This is a genomic window from Streptosporangium sp. 'caverna' (assembly GCF_003203775.1).
GTDB lineage: Bacteria > Actinomycetota > Actinomycetes > Streptosporangiales > Streptosporangiaceae > Streptosporangium > Streptosporangium subroseum.
Window position 1 is genome coordinate 384,918 of the sequence record NZ_CP029711.1, and the last position, 19,420, is coordinate 404,337.

The 19,420-nt window shown below is 68.5% G+C and carries 17 protein-coding genes; 8 read left to right on the top strand and 9 right to left on the bottom strand.

Features of this window, described 5'->3' with window-relative positions:
• Positions 1 to 22 precede the first annotated feature (22 nt).
• Both DKM19_RS01860 and DKM19_RS01865 read right to left on the bottom strand, forming a co-directional pair.
• On the bottom strand, positions 23 to 694 hold the full coding sequence (locus DKM19_RS01860) for a response regulator transcription factor (RefSeq protein WP_204358618.1): 672 nt from the start codon (positions 692 to 694) through the stop codon (positions 23 to 25).
• Positions 695 to 716: 22 nt separating this feature from the next.
• The gene (locus DKM19_RS01865; RefSeq protein WP_110694205.1) at positions 717 to 1,916 is read right to left on the bottom strand and encodes a sensor domain-containing protein; all 1,200 of its coding nucleotides are present in this window, start codon (positions 1,914 to 1,916) and stop codon (positions 717 to 719) included.
• A gap of 134 nt (positions 1,917 to 2,050) precedes the next feature.
• Here DKM19_RS01865 and DKM19_RS49220 point away from each other — a divergent pair, with 134 nt between their 5' ends.
• Positions 2,051 to 2,215: a hypothetical protein gene (locus DKM19_RS49220; protein ID WP_162641206.1), complete on the top strand. Its 165-nt coding sequence runs from the start codon at positions 2,051 to 2,053 to the stop codon at positions 2,213 to 2,215.
• Positions 2,216 to 2,352: 137 nt separating this feature from the next.
• On the top strand, positions 2,353 to 3,864 hold the full coding sequence (locus DKM19_RS01870; RefSeq protein WP_204358619.1) for an alpha/beta hydrolase: 1,512 nt from the start codon (positions 2,353 to 2,355) through the stop codon (positions 3,862 to 3,864).
• Between the two features lie 111 nt (positions 3,865 to 3,975).
• Here DKM19_RS01870 and DKM19_RS01875 read toward each other — a convergent pair whose 3' ends face one another.
• The gene (locus DKM19_RS01875; protein WP_110694206.1) at positions 3,976 to 4,446 is read right to left on the bottom strand and encodes a helix-turn-helix domain-containing protein; all 471 of its coding nucleotides are present in this window, start codon (positions 4,444 to 4,446) and stop codon (positions 3,976 to 3,978) included.
• A gap of 96 nt (positions 4,447 to 4,542) precedes the next feature.
• Between DKM19_RS01875 and DKM19_RS01880 the strand changes: the two genes are divergently transcribed.
• A complete protein-coding gene (locus DKM19_RS01880) occupies positions 4,543 to 5,196 on the top strand; it encodes a DUF899 domain-containing protein (protein ID WP_110694207.1) in 654 nt (217 codons plus the stop codon).
• Positions 5,197 to 5,412: 216 nt separating this feature from the next.
• Here DKM19_RS01880 and DKM19_RS01885 read toward each other — a convergent pair whose 3' ends face one another.
• Positions 5,413 to 6,882: a PLP-dependent aminotransferase family protein gene (locus DKM19_RS01885; RefSeq protein WP_239514041.1), complete on the bottom strand. Its 1,470-nt coding sequence runs from the start codon at positions 6,880 to 6,882 to the stop codon at positions 5,413 to 5,415.
• Between the two features lie 118 nt (positions 6,883 to 7,000).
• On the opposite strand from DKM19_RS01885, the gene DKM19_RS01890 reads away from it, so the two are divergent.
• Both DKM19_RS01890 and DKM19_RS01895 read left to right on the top strand, forming a co-directional pair.
• Positions 7,001 to 7,588 carry a TIGR03086 family metal-binding protein gene (locus DKM19_RS01890; RefSeq protein WP_110694209.1) on the top strand — a complete coding sequence of 196 codons (588 nt, stop codon included), beginning with the start codon at positions 7,001 to 7,003 and terminating at the stop codon, positions 7,586 to 7,588.
• Positions 7,582 to 7,989, top strand: coding sequence for a hypothetical protein (locus tag DKM19_RS01895; protein ID WP_162641207.1), 408 nt, complete (start codon positions 7,582 to 7,584; stop codon positions 7,987 to 7,989). Before DKM19_RS01890 ends, DKM19_RS01895 begins: the two co-directional genes overlap by 7 nt.
• A 245-nt stretch (positions 7,990 to 8,234) precedes the next feature.
• Here DKM19_RS01895 and DKM19_RS01900 read toward each other — a convergent pair whose 3' ends face one another.
• From DKM19_RS01900 to DKM19_RS01910, 3 genes are all read right to left on the bottom strand, one after another.
• The gene (locus DKM19_RS01900) at positions 8,235 to 9,074 is read right to left on the bottom strand and encodes an undecaprenyl-diphosphate phosphatase (RefSeq protein WP_204358620.1); all 840 of its coding nucleotides are present in this window, start codon (positions 9,072 to 9,074) and stop codon (positions 8,235 to 8,237) included.
• 478 nt (positions 9,075 to 9,552) lie between these two features.
• Positions 9,553 to 11,064: a M28 family peptidase gene (locus DKM19_RS01905; RefSeq protein ID WP_110694211.1), complete on the bottom strand. Its 1,512-nt coding sequence runs from the start codon at positions 11,062 to 11,064 to the stop codon at positions 9,553 to 9,555.
• A gap of 86 nt (positions 11,065 to 11,150) precedes the next feature.
• On the bottom strand, positions 11,151 to 12,701 hold the full coding sequence (locus tag DKM19_RS01910; protein ID WP_239514042.1) for a M28 family peptidase: 1,551 nt from the start codon (positions 12,699 to 12,701) through the stop codon (positions 11,151 to 11,153).
• A gap of 229 nt (positions 12,702 to 12,930) precedes the next feature.
• Here DKM19_RS01910 and DKM19_RS01915 point away from each other — a divergent pair, with 229 nt between their 5' ends.
• Complete coding sequence (locus DKM19_RS01915; RefSeq protein WP_089212554.1) at positions 12,931 to 13,116, top strand: PspC domain-containing protein; 186 nt, start codon at positions 12,931 to 12,933, stop codon at positions 13,114 to 13,116.
• A gap of 15 nt (positions 13,117 to 13,131) precedes the next feature.
• Positions 13,132 to 13,770, top strand: coding sequence for a lipoyl(octanoyl) transferase LipB (gene lipB, locus DKM19_RS01920; RefSeq protein WP_089212546.1), 639 nt, complete (start codon positions 13,132 to 13,134; stop codon positions 13,768 to 13,770).
• A gap of 161 nt (positions 13,771 to 13,931) precedes the next feature.
• On the opposite strand, the gene DKM19_RS01925 is transcribed toward lipB, so the two are convergent.
• Together DKM19_RS01925 and DKM19_RS01930 are read right to left on the bottom strand one after the other, a co-directional pair.
• The gene (locus DKM19_RS01925) at positions 13,932 to 15,491 is read right to left on the bottom strand and encodes an amino acid permease (RefSeq protein ID WP_110694212.1); all 1,560 of its coding nucleotides are present in this window, start codon (positions 15,489 to 15,491) and stop codon (positions 13,932 to 13,934) included.
• On the bottom strand, positions 15,488 to 16,441 hold the full coding sequence (locus DKM19_RS01930) for a phosphotransferase (protein ID WP_162641208.1): 954 nt from the start codon (positions 16,439 to 16,441) through the stop codon (positions 15,488 to 15,490). Before DKM19_RS01930 ends, DKM19_RS01925 begins: the two co-directional genes overlap by 4 nt.
• Positions 16,442 to 16,516: 75 nt before the next feature.
• On the opposite strand from DKM19_RS01930, the gene DKM19_RS01935 reads away from it, so the two are divergent.
• A complete protein-coding gene (locus DKM19_RS01935; RefSeq protein WP_162641209.1) occupies positions 16,517 to 19,240 on the top strand; it encodes an FAD-dependent oxidoreductase in 2,724 nt (907 codons plus the stop codon).
• The last annotated feature ends 180 nt before the right edge of the window (positions 19,241 to 19,420 follow it).

A 19,420-nucleotide genomic window follows, 5' to 3' on the forward strand; every position in this document is an offset into this window, starting at 1 on the left:
TGAACCCCGTGGAATCGATCATCTAGGGATCTTCCGGCCGGGCCGCCTGGAGATAGGTGAGGACCGCCAGAACGCGCCGGTTGCCGTCTTGGGCCTGGAGACCGAGCTTGGCGAAGATGTTGCCGATGTGCTTGACGACCGCGCCCTCGGTAATGTGCAGGCCCGCGGCGATGTGGGCGTTGCTCTCCCCGGTCGCCATCCGGCCCAGGACCTCGCGTTCACGCTCACTGAGCGTGTCGAGCGCGTGAGGGCGCCCGGAGGACATCAGGTGCCCGACGACCTTGGGGTCGATGACGATACCGCCGCCCGCGATGACGTCGAGGGAGTGCATGAAGTCGGTGACCCTGCCGACACGGTCCTTGAGGAGATAGCCGGCGCCGCCGCCGCGAGGCCCGTTCGCGGGCTCGGCGATCAGTTTGGCCGCGTAGGCGTCACCGAGATACTGCGACAGCACCAGGATGCCGATCCCCGGATGCTCGGCGCGGATCGCCAGCGCGGCCCGCAGACCGTCGTCGAGGTTACGCGGGGGCATCCGCACATCGGTGATCACGACGTCGGGACGGTGGTCGGAGACGGCCAGCAGCAACTCGTCGGCGTCTTCGGCCGCGTGCACGACCTGGTGGCCGAAGCGTTGCAGCAGGGCGGTCAGACCTTCCCGCATCAGGGCCGCATCTTCGGCTATCACTACACGCATGGTGCCATTGTGTGACATGTGATCAGTACGGGCGCGGGATGTCGGCGATGATCCTGGTCGGCCCGCCCGGTGGGCTGTCGACGATGAGCTCGCCGGACAACAGGGAGGTCCGTTCGTACATGCCGACCATCCCGGTGCCGTGCGCCGAGTTCGCGCCGCCGAGGCCGTCGTCGGACACCGTCAGCATGATCCGGTCGAACGTCGCTGCCAGCTCGATGTGAATGTGGTCCGGCGTCGCGTGCTTGATCGCGTTGGTGACGGCCTCGCTGGCGATGTAGTACAGCGACGACTCCACCGGCAGGGCGAAGCGCCCGACGCCCTCGGCGTCGACCGTGGCGTTGATGGGCACGCGCCGTGCCAGCTCGCGCAGGGCGGCGCCGAGCCCGTCGTCGATCAGCGTGCGCGGCCGCAGCCCGTGCACGACGTCGCGCAACGTGTCCAGCGCCAGCTCGGTCTCCCGCCGGACCGCCTCCAGCGACTCCAGCGCCGAGTCCTGCTCCGGCCCCGGCGGGAACGTCTCGCGCACATCCAGTTCGAGCATGCCCAGGCGCATCGCCGAGGTGGCCAGGTGCTGCTGGGTGCCGTCGTGCAGGTCGCGTTCGATCCGCTGCCGCTCGCCCTCGAACCGGTCGAGCTCGGCGATGTTGGCCCTGGCCAGCGATGCCACCTGCGTCTGCAGTTCCTCGGCTCGGGGCGAGAGCAACGCCGTGGCCAGCGCCCCCTGGACGTAGGCCAACAGCGTCACGGCGTACGGCGAGGCGACCACGATCAGCAGCCCCACCAGCACCAGGAGCGGCGCTTGTGAGGGGTTCTGTATCAGCGGCGTGTCCATGCCCGCCAGTACGAACACCGCCACGATCGCCGCGAAGACCAAGACGGTGCCTGTGATCAGGGCGACGAAGGAGAACAAACCGATCAGCATGTGCGCCAGCGCGAACGCGATCTCACGCCACAGCAGCGGCTCCTGCAGGCCGGGGATCCCGGCTCCCGGCGGGCGGCCGGGGATCGGCCGGAACCCGGCCAGCCGCACCCGGCGGCGTTCGGCGGTGGCGATCCAGCGCGCCCAGTAGGGGATGGTGCCGATGAACGTGAAGGCCGGCAAGGTGAAGATCCAGAGTATGGCGCCTATCGCCAGATACGCCAGCGACGTCCAGGGCCAGCGGGTGAACCAGAACCGGACGGGGGAATTTCGTAACGCGGCCAGTGCGGCAGAGTGGTACATGTCTGGAGAGGCTACGCATCGCGGGATCTTCGGGCAGTGAGGGTGCCCGGACTCTTCCGAGTGGGCTTTTGCCTACCTCGGCCCTCGACATACCTGTAGTGACCGCAGGCGGGGCCTTGCGGTGCGATGAACGCATGGCATCCACCCCCGCCACCACCTTGACCGCCACCGGCCTGCCCTCCACCCCCGCGACCGACCTGCGCCAAGCCCTGACACTGTGCGCCGTCGCGCTCGCCGGCCTGATGGCGGCCATCACTGCCCTGCGAGGCGATGCCCGGCAACTCCTCGCCCCCACCTGAACCCCGCCCGCCGGCCAGGAACACCCGATCTTGAGCGCTGACGTCGAACCCTGGTCCACACCGACGGCGCTCACCCGCGGCAGCCATCAACCAGGAGCTTGCCGGATGGCCTACTCCCAGACCCGTAAGGACCCTTCGTGCGAAAACCCGTTCTGATCGGCGTCCTGCTCGCGCTCCTTCTCCCCCTGCTCGCCGCACCACCCACGGCTGCGGCCTCGGCCATCGCCCCACCAGCGGCTTCCGCCGCGATCACGTGGACGCCATGCGCGGAGAACTCCGCCGTCGAGTGCGGCACACTGACCTTGCCCGTGGACTGGAACGCCCCGACGGGCGAGACGTTCGAGCTGGCGCTCGCCCGCCGCAAGGCCACCGACCCGGCCGCCAGGATCGGTTCCCTTGTCGTCAACCCCGGCGGGCCGGGCAGCTCCGGCGTCCGCGCCGTGTTCGAGGAGACGTTCGGCTTCACCTCGGAGCTCACCAGCCGCTTCGACATCGTCGGGTTCGACCCGCGCGGCGTCGGACGCAGCCATCCGATCCTGTGCTCGGTGGCCCTCGCCGGACAAGCGCCTGAGGTCATCATGCGCAGCCAGGCCGACTTCGACCGGTGGCTGGCCTACAACGAGCAGGTCAGGCAGGACTGTCGAGCCCGTACGGGGCCGCTGTTCGACCACGTCGACACCGGTAGCGTTGTCCGCGACCTGGACGCCTTGCGTGCCGCCCTCGGCGACGACAAGCTCACCTACTACGGCCTGTCGCATGGCACCCTGCTCGGCCAGCAGTACGCCGAACGCTTCCCCCACCGAGTACGCGCCCTGGCCCTCGACAGCAACTTGGACCACAGCCTCGACACCACCGCGTTCCTGAAGGCCGTGGCGTGGACCGCCCAGGACTCCTTCGACGAGTTCGTCACCTGGTGCGCCAAGGACACCGCCTGCGCACTGCACGGCCAGGACGTTCGCGCGTTCTGGGGGAAGCTGCGGGCCCGCGCCGACCGGGGCGAGTTGCACATGCCCGGCCAGCCCGACACGCCGCTTCCTCGGATGACCCTCGAAAACGAGGTGATCGGCGCTTTCTACGGGCCCTACTGGAAAGAACTGGCGGAGGTGCTGGTGGCGATCGACACCAGCACCGCGACCCCGCAACTGATGCCGGCGGCCCCCGCACCGGCGGAGGAGACGTACAACAACACCGTCCAGATCATGTGCCAGGACTTCGATCTGCCGATCCACGACTACCGCGAGTACTACAGCTACCTGCGCACCGCGGCCAAGATCGCGCCGGACATGCGCTACGGCCCTAGGGCGATGTCGCTGACCGTCAACTGCCTGGGCCAGCCCACCCCGATCCCAAACCCGCAGCGTCGCCTGCACGTTGATGCGCCCCTGACGCTGCTGCTCGTCAACGCTCTCCACGACCCTGCCACCGGATACCCGTGGGCGGTGAGTACCGCGCGGCAGATCGGCCGCGAGGCCAGGCTCCTCACCTACGAAGGCTGGGGCCACCACATCTACGGCCGGGGAGAATGCGTCACCAGCGCGTTCGACCGCTACCTGGTGTCGCTCACCGTGCCCGCCAAGGGGGCGCGGTGCGCTGCCGTACCGCCGGACCAGGCATCCAGCTATCCCGCCAGGTTCGGGCCGAAGAGCTGACTCGACACGGTTGCCGTGCACTGCCATGACCTGATCAAGCCGAGGTCGGCCAGGGCGACGACGGCCGCGGACACCGGGGAGAGCCTGGCCACAAGTGACCGTGGGCGAGGTTCAGGCGGGGGCCGTCTCGGCCTCCGCTCCGGGGCCGGGCAGCACGTCGATGTCGGTGGCGTGCATCGGCCGGTCACACACCGAGCAGTGCAGCTCGACGTGGCTGATCTCGCCGCAGGCGTGGTGCCGGTAGAGCACCGGTGGACCGGCCTCGCCCGCCGTCCACCGGTCACCCCAGCGCACCATCACCAGCAGCAGGTCGCAGAGCTCCAGGCCCTTGGTGGTGAGCGTGTACTCGTGGCGCGGGGGCCGGCTCGAATACTCCTGCCGCTCCAGCACGCCGTTCTCGACCAGCCATCTGAGCCGCTCGGCGAGCACCTTGCGTGAGATGCCCAAACCCTGCTGGATCTGCTCGAAACGGGTAATTCCTACGTAGATGTTGCGCAGGATCAGCGGCGACCACGGCTCGCCGATGACATCCATCGTGCGGGCGATCGAGCAGGCCATGTCGCCGAATCGGGTTCGCTGCATGGGTTCAGTTTAAGCGAGAGGGTTCCCTCAGGGAACGGTGCCCTGTTAGCGTTTCCCTGTCAGTTCCCTAAGGGAATGTATCGGAGGGAGTGCACCATGAACCGTCCCCAGGTCGTCTCGGCGCAGGAGTGGCAGGCCGCGCGGGAGGCGCTGCTGGTGAAGGAGAAGGAACACACCCGCGCACTGGACGCGCTGGCCGCCGAGCGGCGCAGGATGCCGATGGTCCGGCTGGAGAAGGACTACCGGTTCACCGCGCCGGACCGTACGGCGGTCGGACTCGCGGACCTGTTCCAGGGCCGCCGCCAGCTGGTCGTCTACCACTTCATGCTGGAGCCGGGCCAGGACTGGCTCTGCGGCGGCTGCTCCTCCTTCACCGACAACATCGGCGACCAGTCGCACCTCAACGCCCGGGACACCACGCTGATCCTCATGGCCCGCGCGCCGCAGGAGGAGATCGACCTGATCCGGCGGCGGATGGGCTGGACCGTGCCCTGGTACTCCTCCCACGGCAGCGACTTCAACGACGACATCGGCCTGGGCGGAGGCTTCGGTCTGAGCGTGCTGCTGCGCGACGGCGAGGAGTTCTTCCGCACCTACTTCACCAACGGCCGCGGGGTGGACCGGCTCCGGCTGGACTTCAACCTGCTGGATCTGACCCCGTACGGCCGGCAGGAGGTCTGGGAGGACTCCCCGGAGGGCTGGCCGCAGGACCCGACCATGAGCTGGCTGAAAATACGCGACGAATACTGAGCCCGGCATTTCCCCGCCGAGGGGCCGGACGACACCGCGTTCGATGCCCTCGCGCCGCCTTTCGTTTCGGGGATTCGGAGAGACGGGCCACGTGGCAATGAACACCGGCTTGGCACCGGCGCCAAGCCAGGTGACCCACCCGGGTGGAGCTCATGCCAGGCAGGAGGAGCCAAGCTCGGACGAGGTCTTCTGCACGTCCACGGCCGTTCGGGAGCCTTAGCCCAGGCAGTGGCGGAGCAGTCGCAGGCCCTCGTCGATTCGCTCCAGGGGGATCGCTCCATAACCGAGGACCAGTCCGGCCCGGTCGGGTTCGCCCGCGTAGAAACGCGACAGCGGGTAGACGGCGACGCCCACCGCGCGGGATCGCTGGATCAGCGTCCTCATGTCCGGCGCCTCAAGCGTTCCCGCGTCCGGGAAAAGCGCGCTCAGGTGGATTCCCGTCGCGGAGGGAATCGGGCGCAACCACCCGTCCGGTTGGGCGAGCAGTTCGATGATGCGCCGGTGCCTGGCTTGGTATTCGTTGCGCATCTTGCGGATGTGCCGGGCGAAGAGGCCCTCGTCGATGAAATGGGCGAGCGCCACCTGCGCGGGAAGTGAGGCGTGCCAGTCGGAGACGTACTTCGCCGCCCGCAACGCCCGCCGCAGGGAGGGCGGGGTGAGCAGGAAACCGAGGCGCAGTGTCGGCAGCATCGTCTTGGAGAAGGTGCCGACGTAGAGGACGCGCTCACCTGTGTCCAGGCTTTTCAGGGTTTCGAGGGGGCGTCCGCCGAGGCGGAACTCGCTGTCGTAGTCGTCTTCGATCACTGCGGCACCACGTCGTTCCGCCCAGGAAAGCAGCGCGATCCGCCGTGACAGCGACATCGGCATGCCCAGCGGGAACTGGTGGGACGGGGAGACGTACACCAGCCGGGCCTCGTCCGGGATCGCGTCCACGACCAGGCCTTCTGCGTCGACGGGTACGGGAACCACGCGTGCGCCCAGGGATTGGAGCAGCAGCCGAGGAGGTGGGTAGCCCGGTTCCTCGACGGCCACGCAGTCGCCCGGCTCGAGCAGCACGCGTCCGATGAGGTCGATCGCCTGCTGCGTCCCGTTCGTGATGACGATGTCGTCCGCGTCGGCCTGCACGGCCCGGGAGATCCCGAGGTGATGGGCGATCGCGGCGCGTAACCCGGTGTGGCCCGCGGGCTCGCCGTACATCGCGGCCCGTACGGCCGAGGGCCGCAGCTCCCGGGACATGAGGCGGCGCCAGCTCTCGAACGGGAACAGGCGGGCATCCGGTATGCCTGCCCGGAAGTCGTACGCCGGTTCGTCCGTCGGCACGGGCGGCGCGGGGATGTCATCCCAGCCGGGACGAGGGCGCAGGGCCTGCCTGGAGGAGGGCTTCCGCTGACGGGGGTCGTCCGTGGCGGCCCCACGCGCCCTGTCGCTGTCGAGGTCGCGCACCGTCGTGTTCCTGCCGGCGAGCTCGCACACATAGGTCCCCGCGCCGACCTTGCTGTCCAGGAAGCCCTCACCGGTCAGCCGGTCGTAGACGACTCCGACGGTGTTGCGGGAGACCTCAAGACGCCGTGCCAGCTCGCGTGTGGGCGGAAGCCTCTCCCCCGAGCGCAGCCGGCCATCGAGGATCGCGGCCCGTATCTGCCGGTAGATCTGCCCGGAGAGGTCGTTGCGCCCGTCCAGACTCACATGGAAATCCATCGCGTCGAATCTAAATTGGTCCGGTGCGAATCGTCAATTTTGGATCTTACGGTGGTCCTCTGGCCTTTTCTACGATCGTGGAGAACGAACGATTCAAGGGGGAGCTTTGGACATCCGGGACATCGATCGGCGGTCGCTTCAGATCGCCGGTGCGACCATCGCCCACGTGAAGGCCGATCATCTCGATCTTCCCACCCCCTGCGGTGACTGGACGCTTCGCGGCCTGCTCCGGCATCTCGTGAGCGAGAACGAGGGCTTCGCCGCGGCGATGGGAAACGGCTCGGCACCTCGCACGGTCTGGGACGGCGGCCGGCTGGGGGACGATCCGTATCGCGCGTACGAGGCGTCGGCGGAGCTCGTCATCTCCGCGTTCGCGCCCGATGACGCTCTCGACCGCGACATGGAAGTGCGCGAGTTCGGGATCTTCCCGGGGCGGGTCGCGCTGAGCCTGCACGCCGTGGACTTCCTCGTGCACGGGTGGGACGTCGCCGCGGCCATCGGCGTGCCGTACGAGCCGGACGACGAGCTCGCGGCCACGGCGCTGAAGGTCGCGTCGCGCTGGCCTGACGCGCCCGAGACGCGCGGCCCCGGTGCCGCGTTCGACACCCGCGTCGAGGTGCCCGCGGACGCCCCTGACTTCCAGCGCCTTCTCGGCCTTCTCGGTCGCTCTCCCCAATGGGCGCTCCCGTGCTGAGAACCGACTGGAAACAGGGGCCGACCACCGGCGAGCGAGGCGCGGTGCTTGTCAGCGTCACCGACTTCACCGCGAGCAGACCGCTGGACATGCCGGGGATCTTCCGGGCCGGACTCCGGCTGCGCCGCGAATGGCCGCGGTTGGACGGGGCGGTCGGCATGTGGCTGTGGGCCGAACCCCACCGGCTGAGATGCGGCTCGGTATCGGTCTGGGAGAGCGAAGAAGCTCTCCACCGGTTCGTGGCCTGGCCCGTACACGTGGACATCATGCGCAGGTACCGCGGGCGGGGGCAGCTGAGATCGACTATCTGGAGCGCCGAACGATTCGATGCCACGGCAGCCTGGAGAGAGGCCCGCCGATACCTGTCGGGAGCGAGAGAGCAGGGTGAGCCTCGCCGGTGAAATCGGACGCCGCGATGCCGGTCGCACCAGCATCAAGCTACGCGACCCATCTAGGTCCTGAAAAAGATCCTCCTACTGCTGGACAAACTCCACCGTCCAGCGGCGGAAGGCGTCAAGGCGGTCGATGAGCGTGTTGTCCAGATCAAAAAGGGTGAGCCGCTGTACAGCGGCTCACCCTTTTCGGACGGACGGCGACGACGTGGATTTCCCGTTCGCGGGTCTCGAAGGCTGGAGAGGGCGGAGGGCTAGGCGTTGGGGGTCAGGACGCCGAAGCTCACGAGGGCGATGATGAAGATGCCCAGGGCGATCCGGTAGATCACGAAGCCGGTGAAGCGGTGGCTGCTGATGTACTTCAGGAACCACGAGACCGCCAGGTAACCCACGATGAACGAGATCACGGTGGCCAGGATCGTCGGGCCCCAGGCGGGGGCGGCGCCATCGCCGATCTTGGCCAGCTCCAGGAAGCCGGCGCCCAGCACGGCCGGGATGGCCAGCAGGAAGGAGTATTTCGCGGCCTCCTCCCGGCGGTAGTCCAGCAGCAGGCCGGCGCTGATCGTGCCGCCGGAGCGGGAGACACCGGGGATCAGGGCGAGCGACTGGGCGAAGCCGTAGACCAGCGCGTGGGTGAAGCTGAGGTTCTTCTGCAGCGTGAGCTTGTTGCGGGCGGTGCGGTCGGCGAATCCGAGGACCAGGCCGAAGACGATCAGGGTGGCGCCGATCAGGCGCAGGTCACGGAAGGCGTTCTCGATGGAGTCCTTGAAGACCAGGCCGAGGACGACGATCGGGATGGTGCCGATGATCACGTACCAGCCCATCCGGGCGGCGTGGTGGCTGCGGAGGTCGGGCGTCCACAGGGCCCGGACCCAGGTGGAGATGATCTCCCAGAGCTCCTTGCGGAAGTAGATCACCACCGCGGCCTCGGTACCGAGCTGGATCACCGCGGTGAACGCGGCTCCGGGGTCGGGCCAGCCCGCGAGGGCCGACACGACCCTGATATGGGCGCTGGAGGAGATCGGCAGGAACTCCGTCAACCCCTGAACGAGCCCGAGGACCACTGCTTCGAACCAGCCGATCAACTTAAGCACCTTCCATACCAGCACGTGCGTGACTAGGCGAGGCTAGCGGAGGGACAGGGCGCCCGTAACTCGGTCATTCGGTTGAGGTCGCCGAGCGAGGGTGCGAGACCCGATTGAGACAGCACGGCTGGTCCCCGCAGCGAAGAAGGTCCGGTTCTGCGGTGAACCGGTCTACCGGATCATCGCGAACACGCGTGCCTCGTCGGCTCGAACGGCCGGCAGGGGAACGGCGGCTGCCCGCCGGCCGGCCTGAACGGTCATGCGTCGGCTTGAGCGGGTGCGTGCCGGTTCGAGCTTGCAGGTGCGTGTGTCGGCTCGAACGGACCGGCAGGGGGAACGGTGGCCCGCTCGCGGAGCGGGCGATGAACGATCTCGCCGAGAAGCCGGATCCCGGCGGACGGGGTGCGGCCCGCCTCGGGTAAGCCGCCGAGACCGAGCGGTCTTCGGCGGCTTACCCGAGCAGGTGCGGGCCGCACCCCTTGCCCGACTATCGAGTGATCTTGACGTCGTCCACTCCGGCCTCGACCAGCGAGGCGCCGGAGGCGTCACCGGCCTCGATCAGGATGCGGACACTCTGCCCGGCGAAGGCGGAGATGTTGGCCGTGGCCGTGGCCCAGGCGCCGTTGCGGTTGGCGGCCGCGCCGAGCTGCTGGAACACCTGGGTGGTGGTGGAACCGACGACCTTCACGCGCAGGAAGTCGGCGCTGGAGGCGTTGGAGCCGTGCGCGAGATACCAGGAGAACGACAGGTTCAGCGTTCCGCTCGGCAGGGTGATCGCGGGTGAGCGGACGCTCGTCGTGCCGCCGTCGAGGTCGTAGTCGCCGGCGGCCGTTCCCGCCAGTCGTCCGGTGACCAGGTCGTTGACGCCGCTGACGGTGGTGCCGAGCTGCTTGGCGCCGCTGGAGGTGGTGGCCGCGGGGTCACCGCGCTCCCACTGGCCGAGCGTGGCGGTGTCGGTGGCGCCGGGGTTGGTCGTCCAGCCGGTCGCCGTCTCGAAGGTGTCGGAGTAGACCGTCGTCGGCTGGGTGGGCGGGGTGCCCGTGGCGATCGTCCACACCGCGTTGGCGATCGCGTCGGCGTTGCGGTTGAGCGCGGTGTCGTTGATGTTCGCCGTGGTGTCGCACGCCCGGTGGTAGCAGGCGTCGAACGCCTGCCCCGCCGTACCGCCCCAGAGGGTCGCCTGGGCGCTGGACTTGATGCCCTCCGCGCCGGTGAAGGTGCCGCCCGCCGGGATTCCCACGCTGATGAACGGCCCGTAGTCGGAGCGGCCGTCGAAGTCGGTTCCGCGGGTGGGTACGCCGATCGAGGTGAAGTAGGCCTGGAGCGTCGCCTCCAGCTGCGCCGAGCCCGCCGGGCCGGGGCCCGATCCGGTGCCGTCGGAGTTGTCCCCGTCATAGAGGAAGTAGCCGGGGTTGGGCGAGCCGATCATGTCGAAGTTCAGGTAGCCCTTGATCTTCGTCCGCTCGGAGGAGGGAAGGTTGTTGACGTAGTACTGGGAGCCGCGCAGGCCCAGCTCCTCGGCTCCCCACCAGGCGAAACGGAGGTGCTTGGTGGGTGCCAGCGCCTGGCGGGAGACCTCGAGCGCGGTCTCCAGGATGGCGGCGCTGCCGGAGCCGTTGTCGTTGATGCCCGGCCCCGCGGTCACGCTGTCGAGGTGCCCGCCGACCATGAGGATGTCGTTCGGGTCGCCGCCCGGCCAGTCGGCGATGACGTTGTAGCCGGTCGCGCCGCTGTAGGTGAACGGCTGGAGGGTGGTGGTGAACCCGGCGCCGTCCAGCAGGCCCTTGACGTAGTTGGCCGAGGCCAGGTGCCCCGGCCGGCCATGAGCGCGGTTACCGCCGTTGGCGGTGGCGATGGACTGCAGCTGGGTCAGGTGTGCTTTCACGGCGGTCAGAGAGATGTCCGGTGGGACGGCTGCCGACGCGGCCGTTGTCGGTGCGGTGAGTGCCAGGGGGATGGCCAGGATCACTGCCATGCCCATGGCCTTCGGACTGCGCATCATGCTCCTCGGGTTGGGAGGGTGGGGGGTCCCCGAGCGGCGCGCATCCCTTGCGGGGATGCGCGCCGTACAGCGTGGTGGTGCGCTTAGACGGCCGCGCCCTCAGGCGCCTGTGCGGCGGGCTTCGCGGCGAGCTTGGAGAGCGTCGCGGCGGGGGCGGGGATGGAGGAAAGGTCATAGGCGAAGTACGCGGTGGCGTAGCCGATGGCCTTGGAGTTGCGGTCGAGCGCGGCGGCGTTGATGTTGGTGATGCCGTCGCAGTCGGCGTGGTAGCAGGGGTCGTAGGGGGCGTCCGCCGTACCGCCCCAGATGGCGGCCTCCTCGGCGGTCTTGACGCCCTCGGCGCCGGTGAAGATGCCGCCCGACGGGATGCCGTTCGCGATGAAGGCGCCGTAGTCGGAGCGGCCGTCGAAGTCGGTGCCCTTGAAGGGCAGGTGACGCTTGCCGTAGAACTTCTCGAGACGCTTCTCGATCTGGGCGGAGCCCGCCGGGCCGGGGCCCGCGCCTTCGGCGTCGGAGTCGTCACCGTCGTAGAGGAAGGTGACGTCGTTCGGCGAGGCGATCATGTCGAAGTTCATGTAGACCCGGATCTTGGCCCGCTCGGCGGGGGAGAGACCGGCGACGTACTGGTCGGAGCCGAGCAGACCCAGCTCCTCGGCGCTCCACCAGGCGAAGCGCAGCCTGTTCTTGGTGGGCACGTTGGCCAGCTTGAGCGCGGTCTCCAGGATCGCGGCGCTGCCGGAGCCGTTGTCGTTGATGCCGGGACCCTCGGGAACGCCGTCCAGGTGGGCGCCGGCCATGACGACCTGGTCCGCCTTGCCCCATCGGGATTCGGCGATGAGGTTCTTGCTCTGGCCGACCGTGGTCTTGGCGTCGACCTTCAGGTGCACGGTCGTGTTCGGGCTGTCGGCCAGATCCAGGCCGACGGCGGTGCTCGTCATCACGATCGGGAAGCCGAAGCGCCACTCGGAGATGTCGAAGAGGAGCGGGTCGGTACGGCCCGGCTGACCCTCGTTGAAGAAGATCACACCGCTCGCGCCGGCCGCCTTGGCGTTGGTGGCCTTGTCGATGAACGGGCAGGTGCCGCGCTGGAGCAGCGCGATCCGGCCCGGAACGAACCCGGCGAAGTCGGCGGTCTCGCAGCCGGAGGTGGAGGTGTTGGGGACCGGTGCCGGCGGGAGGATCAGGTCGACACCCTGGACCTGCGCCGTGACGTCACCCGAACCGGAGGAGATCACGGTCACGTAGTCGGCCGGGTTGGCGTAGGTCTTCACCTCGGGGGCCGTCTGCTGCAGCACCGAGGGGCTGAGCTCTTCCCAGTTGAGCGGGAACTCGACATTGGTCGTGGAGGTCTTGTAGCCCGCCTTGCGGAGCTTGTCCTGCACGTAGGCGAGGGAGGCCGCGTGGCCGGGCGTGCCCGCCGCGCGGTTGCCGCCGTTTGCGTTCGCTATTTCCTGGAAACGGTCCAGGTGCTTTTTGACGTTCGAACCCTTGATCTGGGTGGCGAAGACGTTGGCCAGGACGTCCGTGACGTCGATGGAGGTGGCACTCGCCGGAGGGGAGAAGGCGAGGGGGAGGGCGACGGCCGTGACCAGGGCGGCGGTCCGGACCATGCTGCGTCGTAACGTCAGGCGCATAACGCTCCTTGGGATGGAACGCAGGGAGAAATCCCTACAGGTACAAAGCGGAACGTACAGGCAGTAACCGTCTCCGTATAGGTGTTCTGTATAGATGTTCTGACCCCGAGTTGCGGTGAATGGTCGCGATCTCAACCCTGTCAGGGTTTTCTCAGGGATACTGAGGGAACGGGAGCATCTCCTCCATCCGTTGGATCGGATGAAGAACATCGATTCGGGGAGAGGCAACGTGCACCGTTCAAGAAACCACAAGATAATCGCCGGCGTCTGCGGCGGGATCGCGGACAGCCTCGGCTGGTCGCCCACGGTCGTCCGGGTGCTGTGGCTGCTGCTCTCGCTCATCCCGGGACCGCTCTGGGTGGCCTACGTCCTGATGTGGATCTTCGTCCCCAAGGCGCCCGCAGCCCGATACTGAAAATAAGCTGATGGCATGAGGCAACGACCCCTGTCCCTGATCCAGGACGACCTGGTCGACTACGAGAAGGCCATGGAGCGGATGGCGGAGCTGGTCGGCGAGCGGCAGCGCGACGAGCGCTCCGACACGCTCTGGCTGCTCAGCCATCCGCAGGTCTACACGGTCGGCAGGCGCACTCTGGAGCAGCACCTGCCCGACCCGTCCCACGGCATCCCCGTCCTGAGCACGGGACGGGGCGGCCAGCTCACCTACCACGGCCCCGGTCAGCTGGTCGGATACCTGATCGTCAAGCTCGGCGAGGACGAGGGGATCGTCGACTACGTCCGCGAGGTCGAGCTCAGGCTCGTCAGCGCGCTCGACGCGCTGGGTGTCCCGGCCGAACGCCGCGACACCCCGCCCGGCTCCGAGCTGCTCACGGGCGTGTGGACGAAGGAGACGGGCCGGAAGATCATCTCGATCGGCATGCGGCAGAGCCGCAGCGTGACCAGCCACGGGTTCGCCCTCAACGTCGACGGCGATCTGACCCCGTGGGACTGGGCGGTGGCCTGCGGCATGCCCGAGGTCGACATGACCTCCATGGGGCGGGAGGCCCCGGCCACCGCCGCCATGGATCGGGTCCGGGCGGCGGTGGCGGAGGCCTTCGAGGCGAGCTGACCGGCCTCCCGGCTTCCGGGCGGTTTCGAGGCGGCCCGGATCCGTTCTGGTCGGTCTTTGGGGTGACTCGTCCTCGTGGCAGGCCTTGAAGGCGGTACGGGTTCGCGCGGTGGCCGGTCCGGCCTCGGGGGGCGGGCCGGTCACCGCGTGACCGGATCCGGTCAGCCGATCGTCTCCTTGCCGCCCGGGTCCGCCGGAGCGACCGGGTCGGACGCGTCGACCGTACGACGCGGGCCGGTGAACCAGTGCTTGGCCGACAGCGCCCACCACAGGCCCACGGCCAGCACCATCGCGCCGACCACGATCGGCGCGTAGTTGACCGCGGTCCAGGTGAACTCGGAGCTGAACGGCACGGCGGCCGGGACCAGCGGCATGATGAAGTAGATCGAGACGATGACGATCTCGACGATGGCGATCCAGCACATGACCTTGTACTTCGACCCCAGCGTCCAGGGCCCCGGCTGGAACCGGTCGCCCATCCGCAGCCGAAGCCAGATCGGGATCGCGAAGGCGATGTAGAGGCCGATGACCGCCACCGACACGACCGCGTAGAAGGCCAGCGGCAAGCCACCGGGGGCCTCGTACAACGCGGGCAGGGTGAGGACCAGTGCGGCCACGCAGCCGAAGATGATCGCGTTGACGGGGGTCCGGTTGGCGTCCACCCTCGACCACAGGCGCCAGCCGGGGATCGCGCCGTCCCGGGAGAACGCGTAGGTCATGCGGGACATCGAGGTCACGCAGCTCATCCCGCAGAAGAACTGGCCGATGGTGGAGATCGCGAAGATCGCCGTGGCCAGGTTGCCGGGGAGCGCGCTGTCGAAGATGGCGCCGACGAAGCCGCCCGCGCCGTTGATCGCGTCCACGTCGGTGGCCGCGAACAGGAAGGCCAGCAGCAGGACCCAGCCGCCGATCGCCGAGTAGAAGATCGACTGCCACAGTCCCCTGGCGGCGGCGGTGGAGGCGCCCTGGGTCTCCTCCGACACGTGCGCGCACGCGTCGAACCCGGTGATCGTGTACTGGGTCAGCAGGAAGCCGAGCGGCAGCACGTAGAACCAGTAGGACGAGTCGGAGAAGCCGGAGTTGTTGATCGTCTCGGTGAAGACGAACGACATCGACTGGTGCGAGTCGGGACCGAAGACCAGGATCAGCACGACCACAGCCGCGCCGAACACGTGCCACCACACCGAGACGTTCTGCAGCGTCGCGATCAGCCGGTGGCTGAAGATGTTGATCAGGCCGTGCAGTACGAGGATGACCGCGAAGAGGATGAACGCGTTGGTCAGGGTGGGATCCCAGCCGGGGAAGAACCGGTTGAGGGTGATGTTCAGGAAGGTCGCGCAGCCGTAGTCGACCGAGGCCGTCACCGCGATCAGGCCGATGAGGTTGAACCACCCGGTGAACCAGCCGTGGATCGGCTTGCCCATCTTGGCGGCCCACCAGTAGATGCCGCCGGCGGTCGGATAGGCCGACACCAGCTCCGACATGCAGAGACCGATGATCAGAATGAAGATCGAGATCAGCGGCCAGCCCCACGAGATGGCGACGGGACCGCCGTTGTTCCAGGCCTGGCCGAAGGTGGTGAAGCACCCCGCCAGGATGGAGATGATCGAGAAGGAGATGGCGAAGTTGGAGAAGCCGCTCCAGGTTCTGGAGAGTTCCTGTTTGTAACCGAGCTCAGCGAGCCGCTTCGCGTCCTCGTCGACCGATGTTGGCTTGGTCATTCAAGCCTCCTTGCATGGTGGTGCGGGGGGTGGGGAGATCCGGGGCGAGAACCTCGGACGTCATCGATGAGCCGCCCGAACTCCGGGTCGTCCAGGTCTCGTACGGCTTGCTCGAACTTGTCGGCCGCCTCGGCGTCGTAGTCGAAGTCGGCGTCGGCCGCCTGCTCCTTCAGCAGTCCGTGGTGCACGGCGAACCAGAGCGTCCAGGTCAGGTTGGACATGATCAGGTTGAGCCGGACCCGGGAGGTCAGCCGCGACTCGTCCCGGCCGAAGTAGGCGCGGGCCAGGCGCAAGGTCAGGTCGGGGTCGTAGTCCGCCTCCGCGGCGATGTCGCCCAGCTCGAAGGCCGGGTCGTTGTTCCCGGAGAGCTGGTAGTCGACGATCCTGATCTCCGTGCCGCACCGGATGAGGTTCGCCGGCAGCAGGTCGTTGTGGCACGGCACCGTCGGCAGCGGATCGGCGGCCAGCGCGCGCTCGATTTCGGCCACCACCGGCAGCAGGTCCTCGTAACCCTCGGGTTTCGGAAGCTCGTGGGTATGACAGAGCGCGAGGAACTGGTCGAGCTTGCTGAAGATGGAGAAGTCGTTGACGAATCTGGGGCCGGCGTGCAGGCGGCGGCAGGCGGCCGCGATGGGACCGGTGAGCGTCCGCACGGTGTGCGCGTCCAGCGTGGTCCCGTCGAGATACTCCAGCAGCAGGGCCTCGGGCATCCGGTGCAGCACCTTCGGGCCGACCCCCGCGTCGGCCGCGCGCAGCGTGTTGGCGATCTCCTGGTCGAGGGGGATGCCGAGACCCGCCTCGGAGACCCGTGGATCGAGCACTCGCAGCAGCCATCGCTGTCCGTCGGCTGCGTCCAGCCGGGCGATCCGGTGGCTCAGCCCACCTTTGATCGGCGTCTCGATTATGGACTGTCCGGCCCATTTTCGGACGTCAGCGAGAGCATCTGGCATACGGCACTCCTTTGGCCTACCTTCGTACCATTGATCAGATTCTGAGTACAGGTTGTTACAGAGGGGTTGCCGGCCTTGAAACTTCCCAACTCTGCGCGAGCCGTCGTGATCGGTGGTGGGGTGGCCGGGTGCAGCGTGGCCTACCATCTGGCACGGCTCGGCTGGACTGAAGTGATCATGGTCGAGCAGCACGAGCTCACCGAGGGGACCACCTGGCACTCGGCCGGATTCGTGGGCCAGCTCCGCTCGACCGTCACCCAGACCAAAATGATTATGTATTCGGCCGGTCTCTATCCCGAGCTCGCCGACCTGACCGGATTGGACCCCGGCTGGCACGGAGTCGGCGGGCTCCGCCTGGCGACCACGCCCGAACGGGTGGAGGAGTCGCTGCGACTGGCCGGGGCCGGGGAGACCTACGGCCTGGGTCTGGAAGTGCTCTCCGGCGCGGAGGCGGGGGAGAAGCTCCCGCTGCTCGACACCGGCGACGTGCGCGCCGCGCTCTGGCTGCCCGGCGACGGCTGGCTTGATCCGGCACTGCTGGCCAGGGCCCTCGCGGCCGGGGCGGAGAAGTTGGGCGTACGGATCTTCACCGGGGTTCGCGTGGTGGGACTCGACGTGGCGGGCGGCGAGATCTCCGGGGTGCGCCTCGCGTCGACGGACGCTTCGGACGCTTCGGGAGCCGAGGAGTGGACGGTTCAGGCCGAGACCGTGGTCATCGCGGCGGGGGCCGCCAGCGGACGGGTCGGGAGACTGGCCGGAGTGGACATCCCGGTCGTGCCGATCAAGCACCAGTATGTCGTCACCGAGTCGTTCGACGTTCCCACGTCAACGCCCACGGTCCGGGACCCGGACAACATCGTCTATTTCCGGGAAGAGGCCGGCGGGATCCTGGTCGGGGGATACATCCGGACTCCGGAGATCTGGGACACGGCCCATCCGCTGGAGGAACCCCGGACGCTGTTCCCCGCTGATATGCCGAAATTTCAGGAATCGTGGGAGTCGGCGGTGCGGAGAGTCCCCTCGCTGGGCGAGGCCGCGATCGCGAAGGTCGTCCACGGGCCGGAGGCGTTCACCCCGGACGGCGAGTTCCTGCTGGGCGAGACCGCGGTCCGCGGGTTGTGGGCGGCGGCGGGATTCTGCGTCCACGGGCTGGCGGCGGCGGGCGGCGTGGGCAAGGTCATGGCCGAGTGGATCGTGGAAGGCTCGCCCGAGTACGACGTGTTCGGCATGGACCTGCGCCGGTTCGGCGGCCACGCCCGCTCTGCGTCATGGGCCCGCGCCAAGGCGCTGGACTCCTACTCGAAGTACTACGACATCGTCTACCCGGGCGAGGAGCGCACCGCGGCCCGGCCGCTGCGCCGCTCCCCGGCGTGGGTACGGCATGCGGAGCTGGGCGCCGCCTTCGGCGAGAAGTCGGGCTGGGAGCGGGTCAACTGGTTCGAGTCCAACGCGAGCCCCTCACAGGAGGCGGGCCCGTCGCAGGAGGCGCGTCCGGAGGGGTGGGCGGGCAGGATCTGGTCCTCGGCGGTCCGGCAGGAGTGCCTGGCCACGCGGGACGCGGCGGGACTGTTCGACCAGACGTCGTTCTCGAAGCTGGAGGTGTCGGGACCCACGGCCCTGACGGGGTTGCAGCGGGTGTGCGCCGGGCAGCTCGACAAGCCCGTCGGCTCGATCGTCTACACCCAGCTCCTGAACGAGCGCGGCGGCATCGAGGCCGACCTGACCGTCACCCGCCTGGCCGAGGACCGATTCCGCCTGGTCACCGGCACCGCCTTCGGCGTCCACGACGCCGCCTGGCTCCGCGGCCACGGCCTCGACGTCCGGGACGTCACCTCGGCCCACGCCTGCTACTGCCTCTGGGGGCCGCGGGCGCTCGACATCCTCGGCTCCGTCTCCGCCGACGACCTGACCTTCGGCTACATGAAGGCCAGAGAGATCAGTGTCGGAAACGTCCCCGTGCTGGCCCAGCGGGTGACGTTCGTGGGCGAGTTCGGCTGGGAGCTGTACTGCCCGTCGGAGTACGGGCTGACGCTGTGGGACACGCTCATGGAGGCGGGCGCGCCGTACGGCATGCGACCTGCCGGGTATCGCGCGATCGACTCGATGCGCCTGGAGAAGGGCTACCGCGTCTGGGGGCTGGACATCACCCCGGAGACCACCCCGTACGAGGGGGGCCTGGGCTTCGCGGTGGCCAGGGACAAGGATTTCCTCGGCCGGGCCGCGCTTGAGGCGGCCGCCCGGCGTTCCCCGCGGCATCCGTCCACCGAGGACGCGCCGACTCCGACCGGGGACGCGTCGGCTCCAGATCGGAACGCGTCAGTTTCGACCGGGGACACATCGGCTCCAGAACGGAAGGCATCGGCTCCGACCGGAGACCCCTCGATTCCAGACCGGAACGCGTCGGTTCCGATCGGGGACGCATCGGTTCCGGACCGGAAAGCGTCGGCTCAAGACGCGGACGCATCGGCTTCGGATCGGGACGCATCGGCTCAGGACACGGACGCGTCCGGCCGGCGCCTGGTCTGCCTCGTCCTGGACGACCCCCGCCAGGTGTGCCTCGGCGGCGAGCCGGTCCGGGTCGGCGGCCGACCGGCCTCGCGAGTGACCAGCGGCGGGTACGGCCACCGCGTTGACCGCTCGATCGCCTACGCCTACCTGCCGGCGGGGGCCGCCCCCGGCGATCGCGTCGAGGTCGGGGTCACCGGCACGTGGGTCGACGCCACCGTCACCGCCGAACCCCTCTACGACCCGTCCTCGACACGGATCAGGCGCCTTCCGGACCGGCCCCCGCTGGGGTGACCAGCCGAGTCGCCGGATATTCAGGGCGGATGCCTCCAGGGCGGAGAGGAAGCACCTTTTGTGTTCTCGCTTGGTGCGTGGGTTGGGCTCGGTAGGGCCGAGGTGTTCCGCGATAACCAAGCGGGGCATGTGTTTGTTTGAGCGCGGCAGGGCGTCGCCTCCTCTGCGCGGGAGGCTTCG

Bases quoted from the DNA above. Each gene is read 5' to 3' on its own strand.
- DKM19_RS01860 (WP_204358618.1), bottom strand. From the start codon at position 694: ATGCGTGTAGTGATAGCCGAAGATGCGGCCCTGATGCGGGAAGGTCTG.
- DKM19_RS01865 (WP_110694205.1), bottom strand. From the start codon at position 1,916: ATGTACCACTCTGCCGCACTGGCCGCGTTACGAAATTCCCCCGTCCGG.
- DKM19_RS49220 (WP_162641206.1), top strand. From the start codon at position 2,051: ATGGCATCCACCCCCGCCACCACCTTGACCGCCACCGGCCTGCCCTCC.
- DKM19_RS01875 (WP_110694206.1), bottom strand. From the start codon at position 4,446: ATGCAGCGAACCCGATTCGGCGACATGGCCTGCTCGATCGCCCGCACG.
- DKM19_RS01880 (WP_110694207.1), top strand. From the start codon at position 4,543: ATGAACCGTCCCCAGGTCGTCTCGGCGCAGGAGTGGCAGGCCGCGCGG.
- DKM19_RS01905 (WP_110694211.1), bottom strand. From the start codon at position 11,064: ATGCGCAGTCCGAAGGCCATGGGCATGGCAGTGATCCTGGCCATCCCC.
- DKM19_RS01910 (WP_239514042.1), bottom strand. From the start codon at position 12,701: ATGCGCCTGACGTTACGACGCAGCATGGTCCGGACCGCCGCCCTGGTC.
- lipB (WP_089212546.1), top strand. From the start codon at position 13,132: ATGAGGCAACGACCCCTGTCCCTGATCCAGGACGACCTGGTCGACTAC.
- DKM19_RS01925 (WP_110694212.1), bottom strand. From the start codon at position 15,491: ATGACCAAGCCAACATCGGTCGACGAGGACGCGAAGCGGCTCGCTGAG.
- DKM19_RS01930 (WP_162641208.1), bottom strand. From the start codon at position 16,441: ATGCCAGATGCTCTCGCTGACGTCCGAAAATGGGCCGGACAGTCCATA.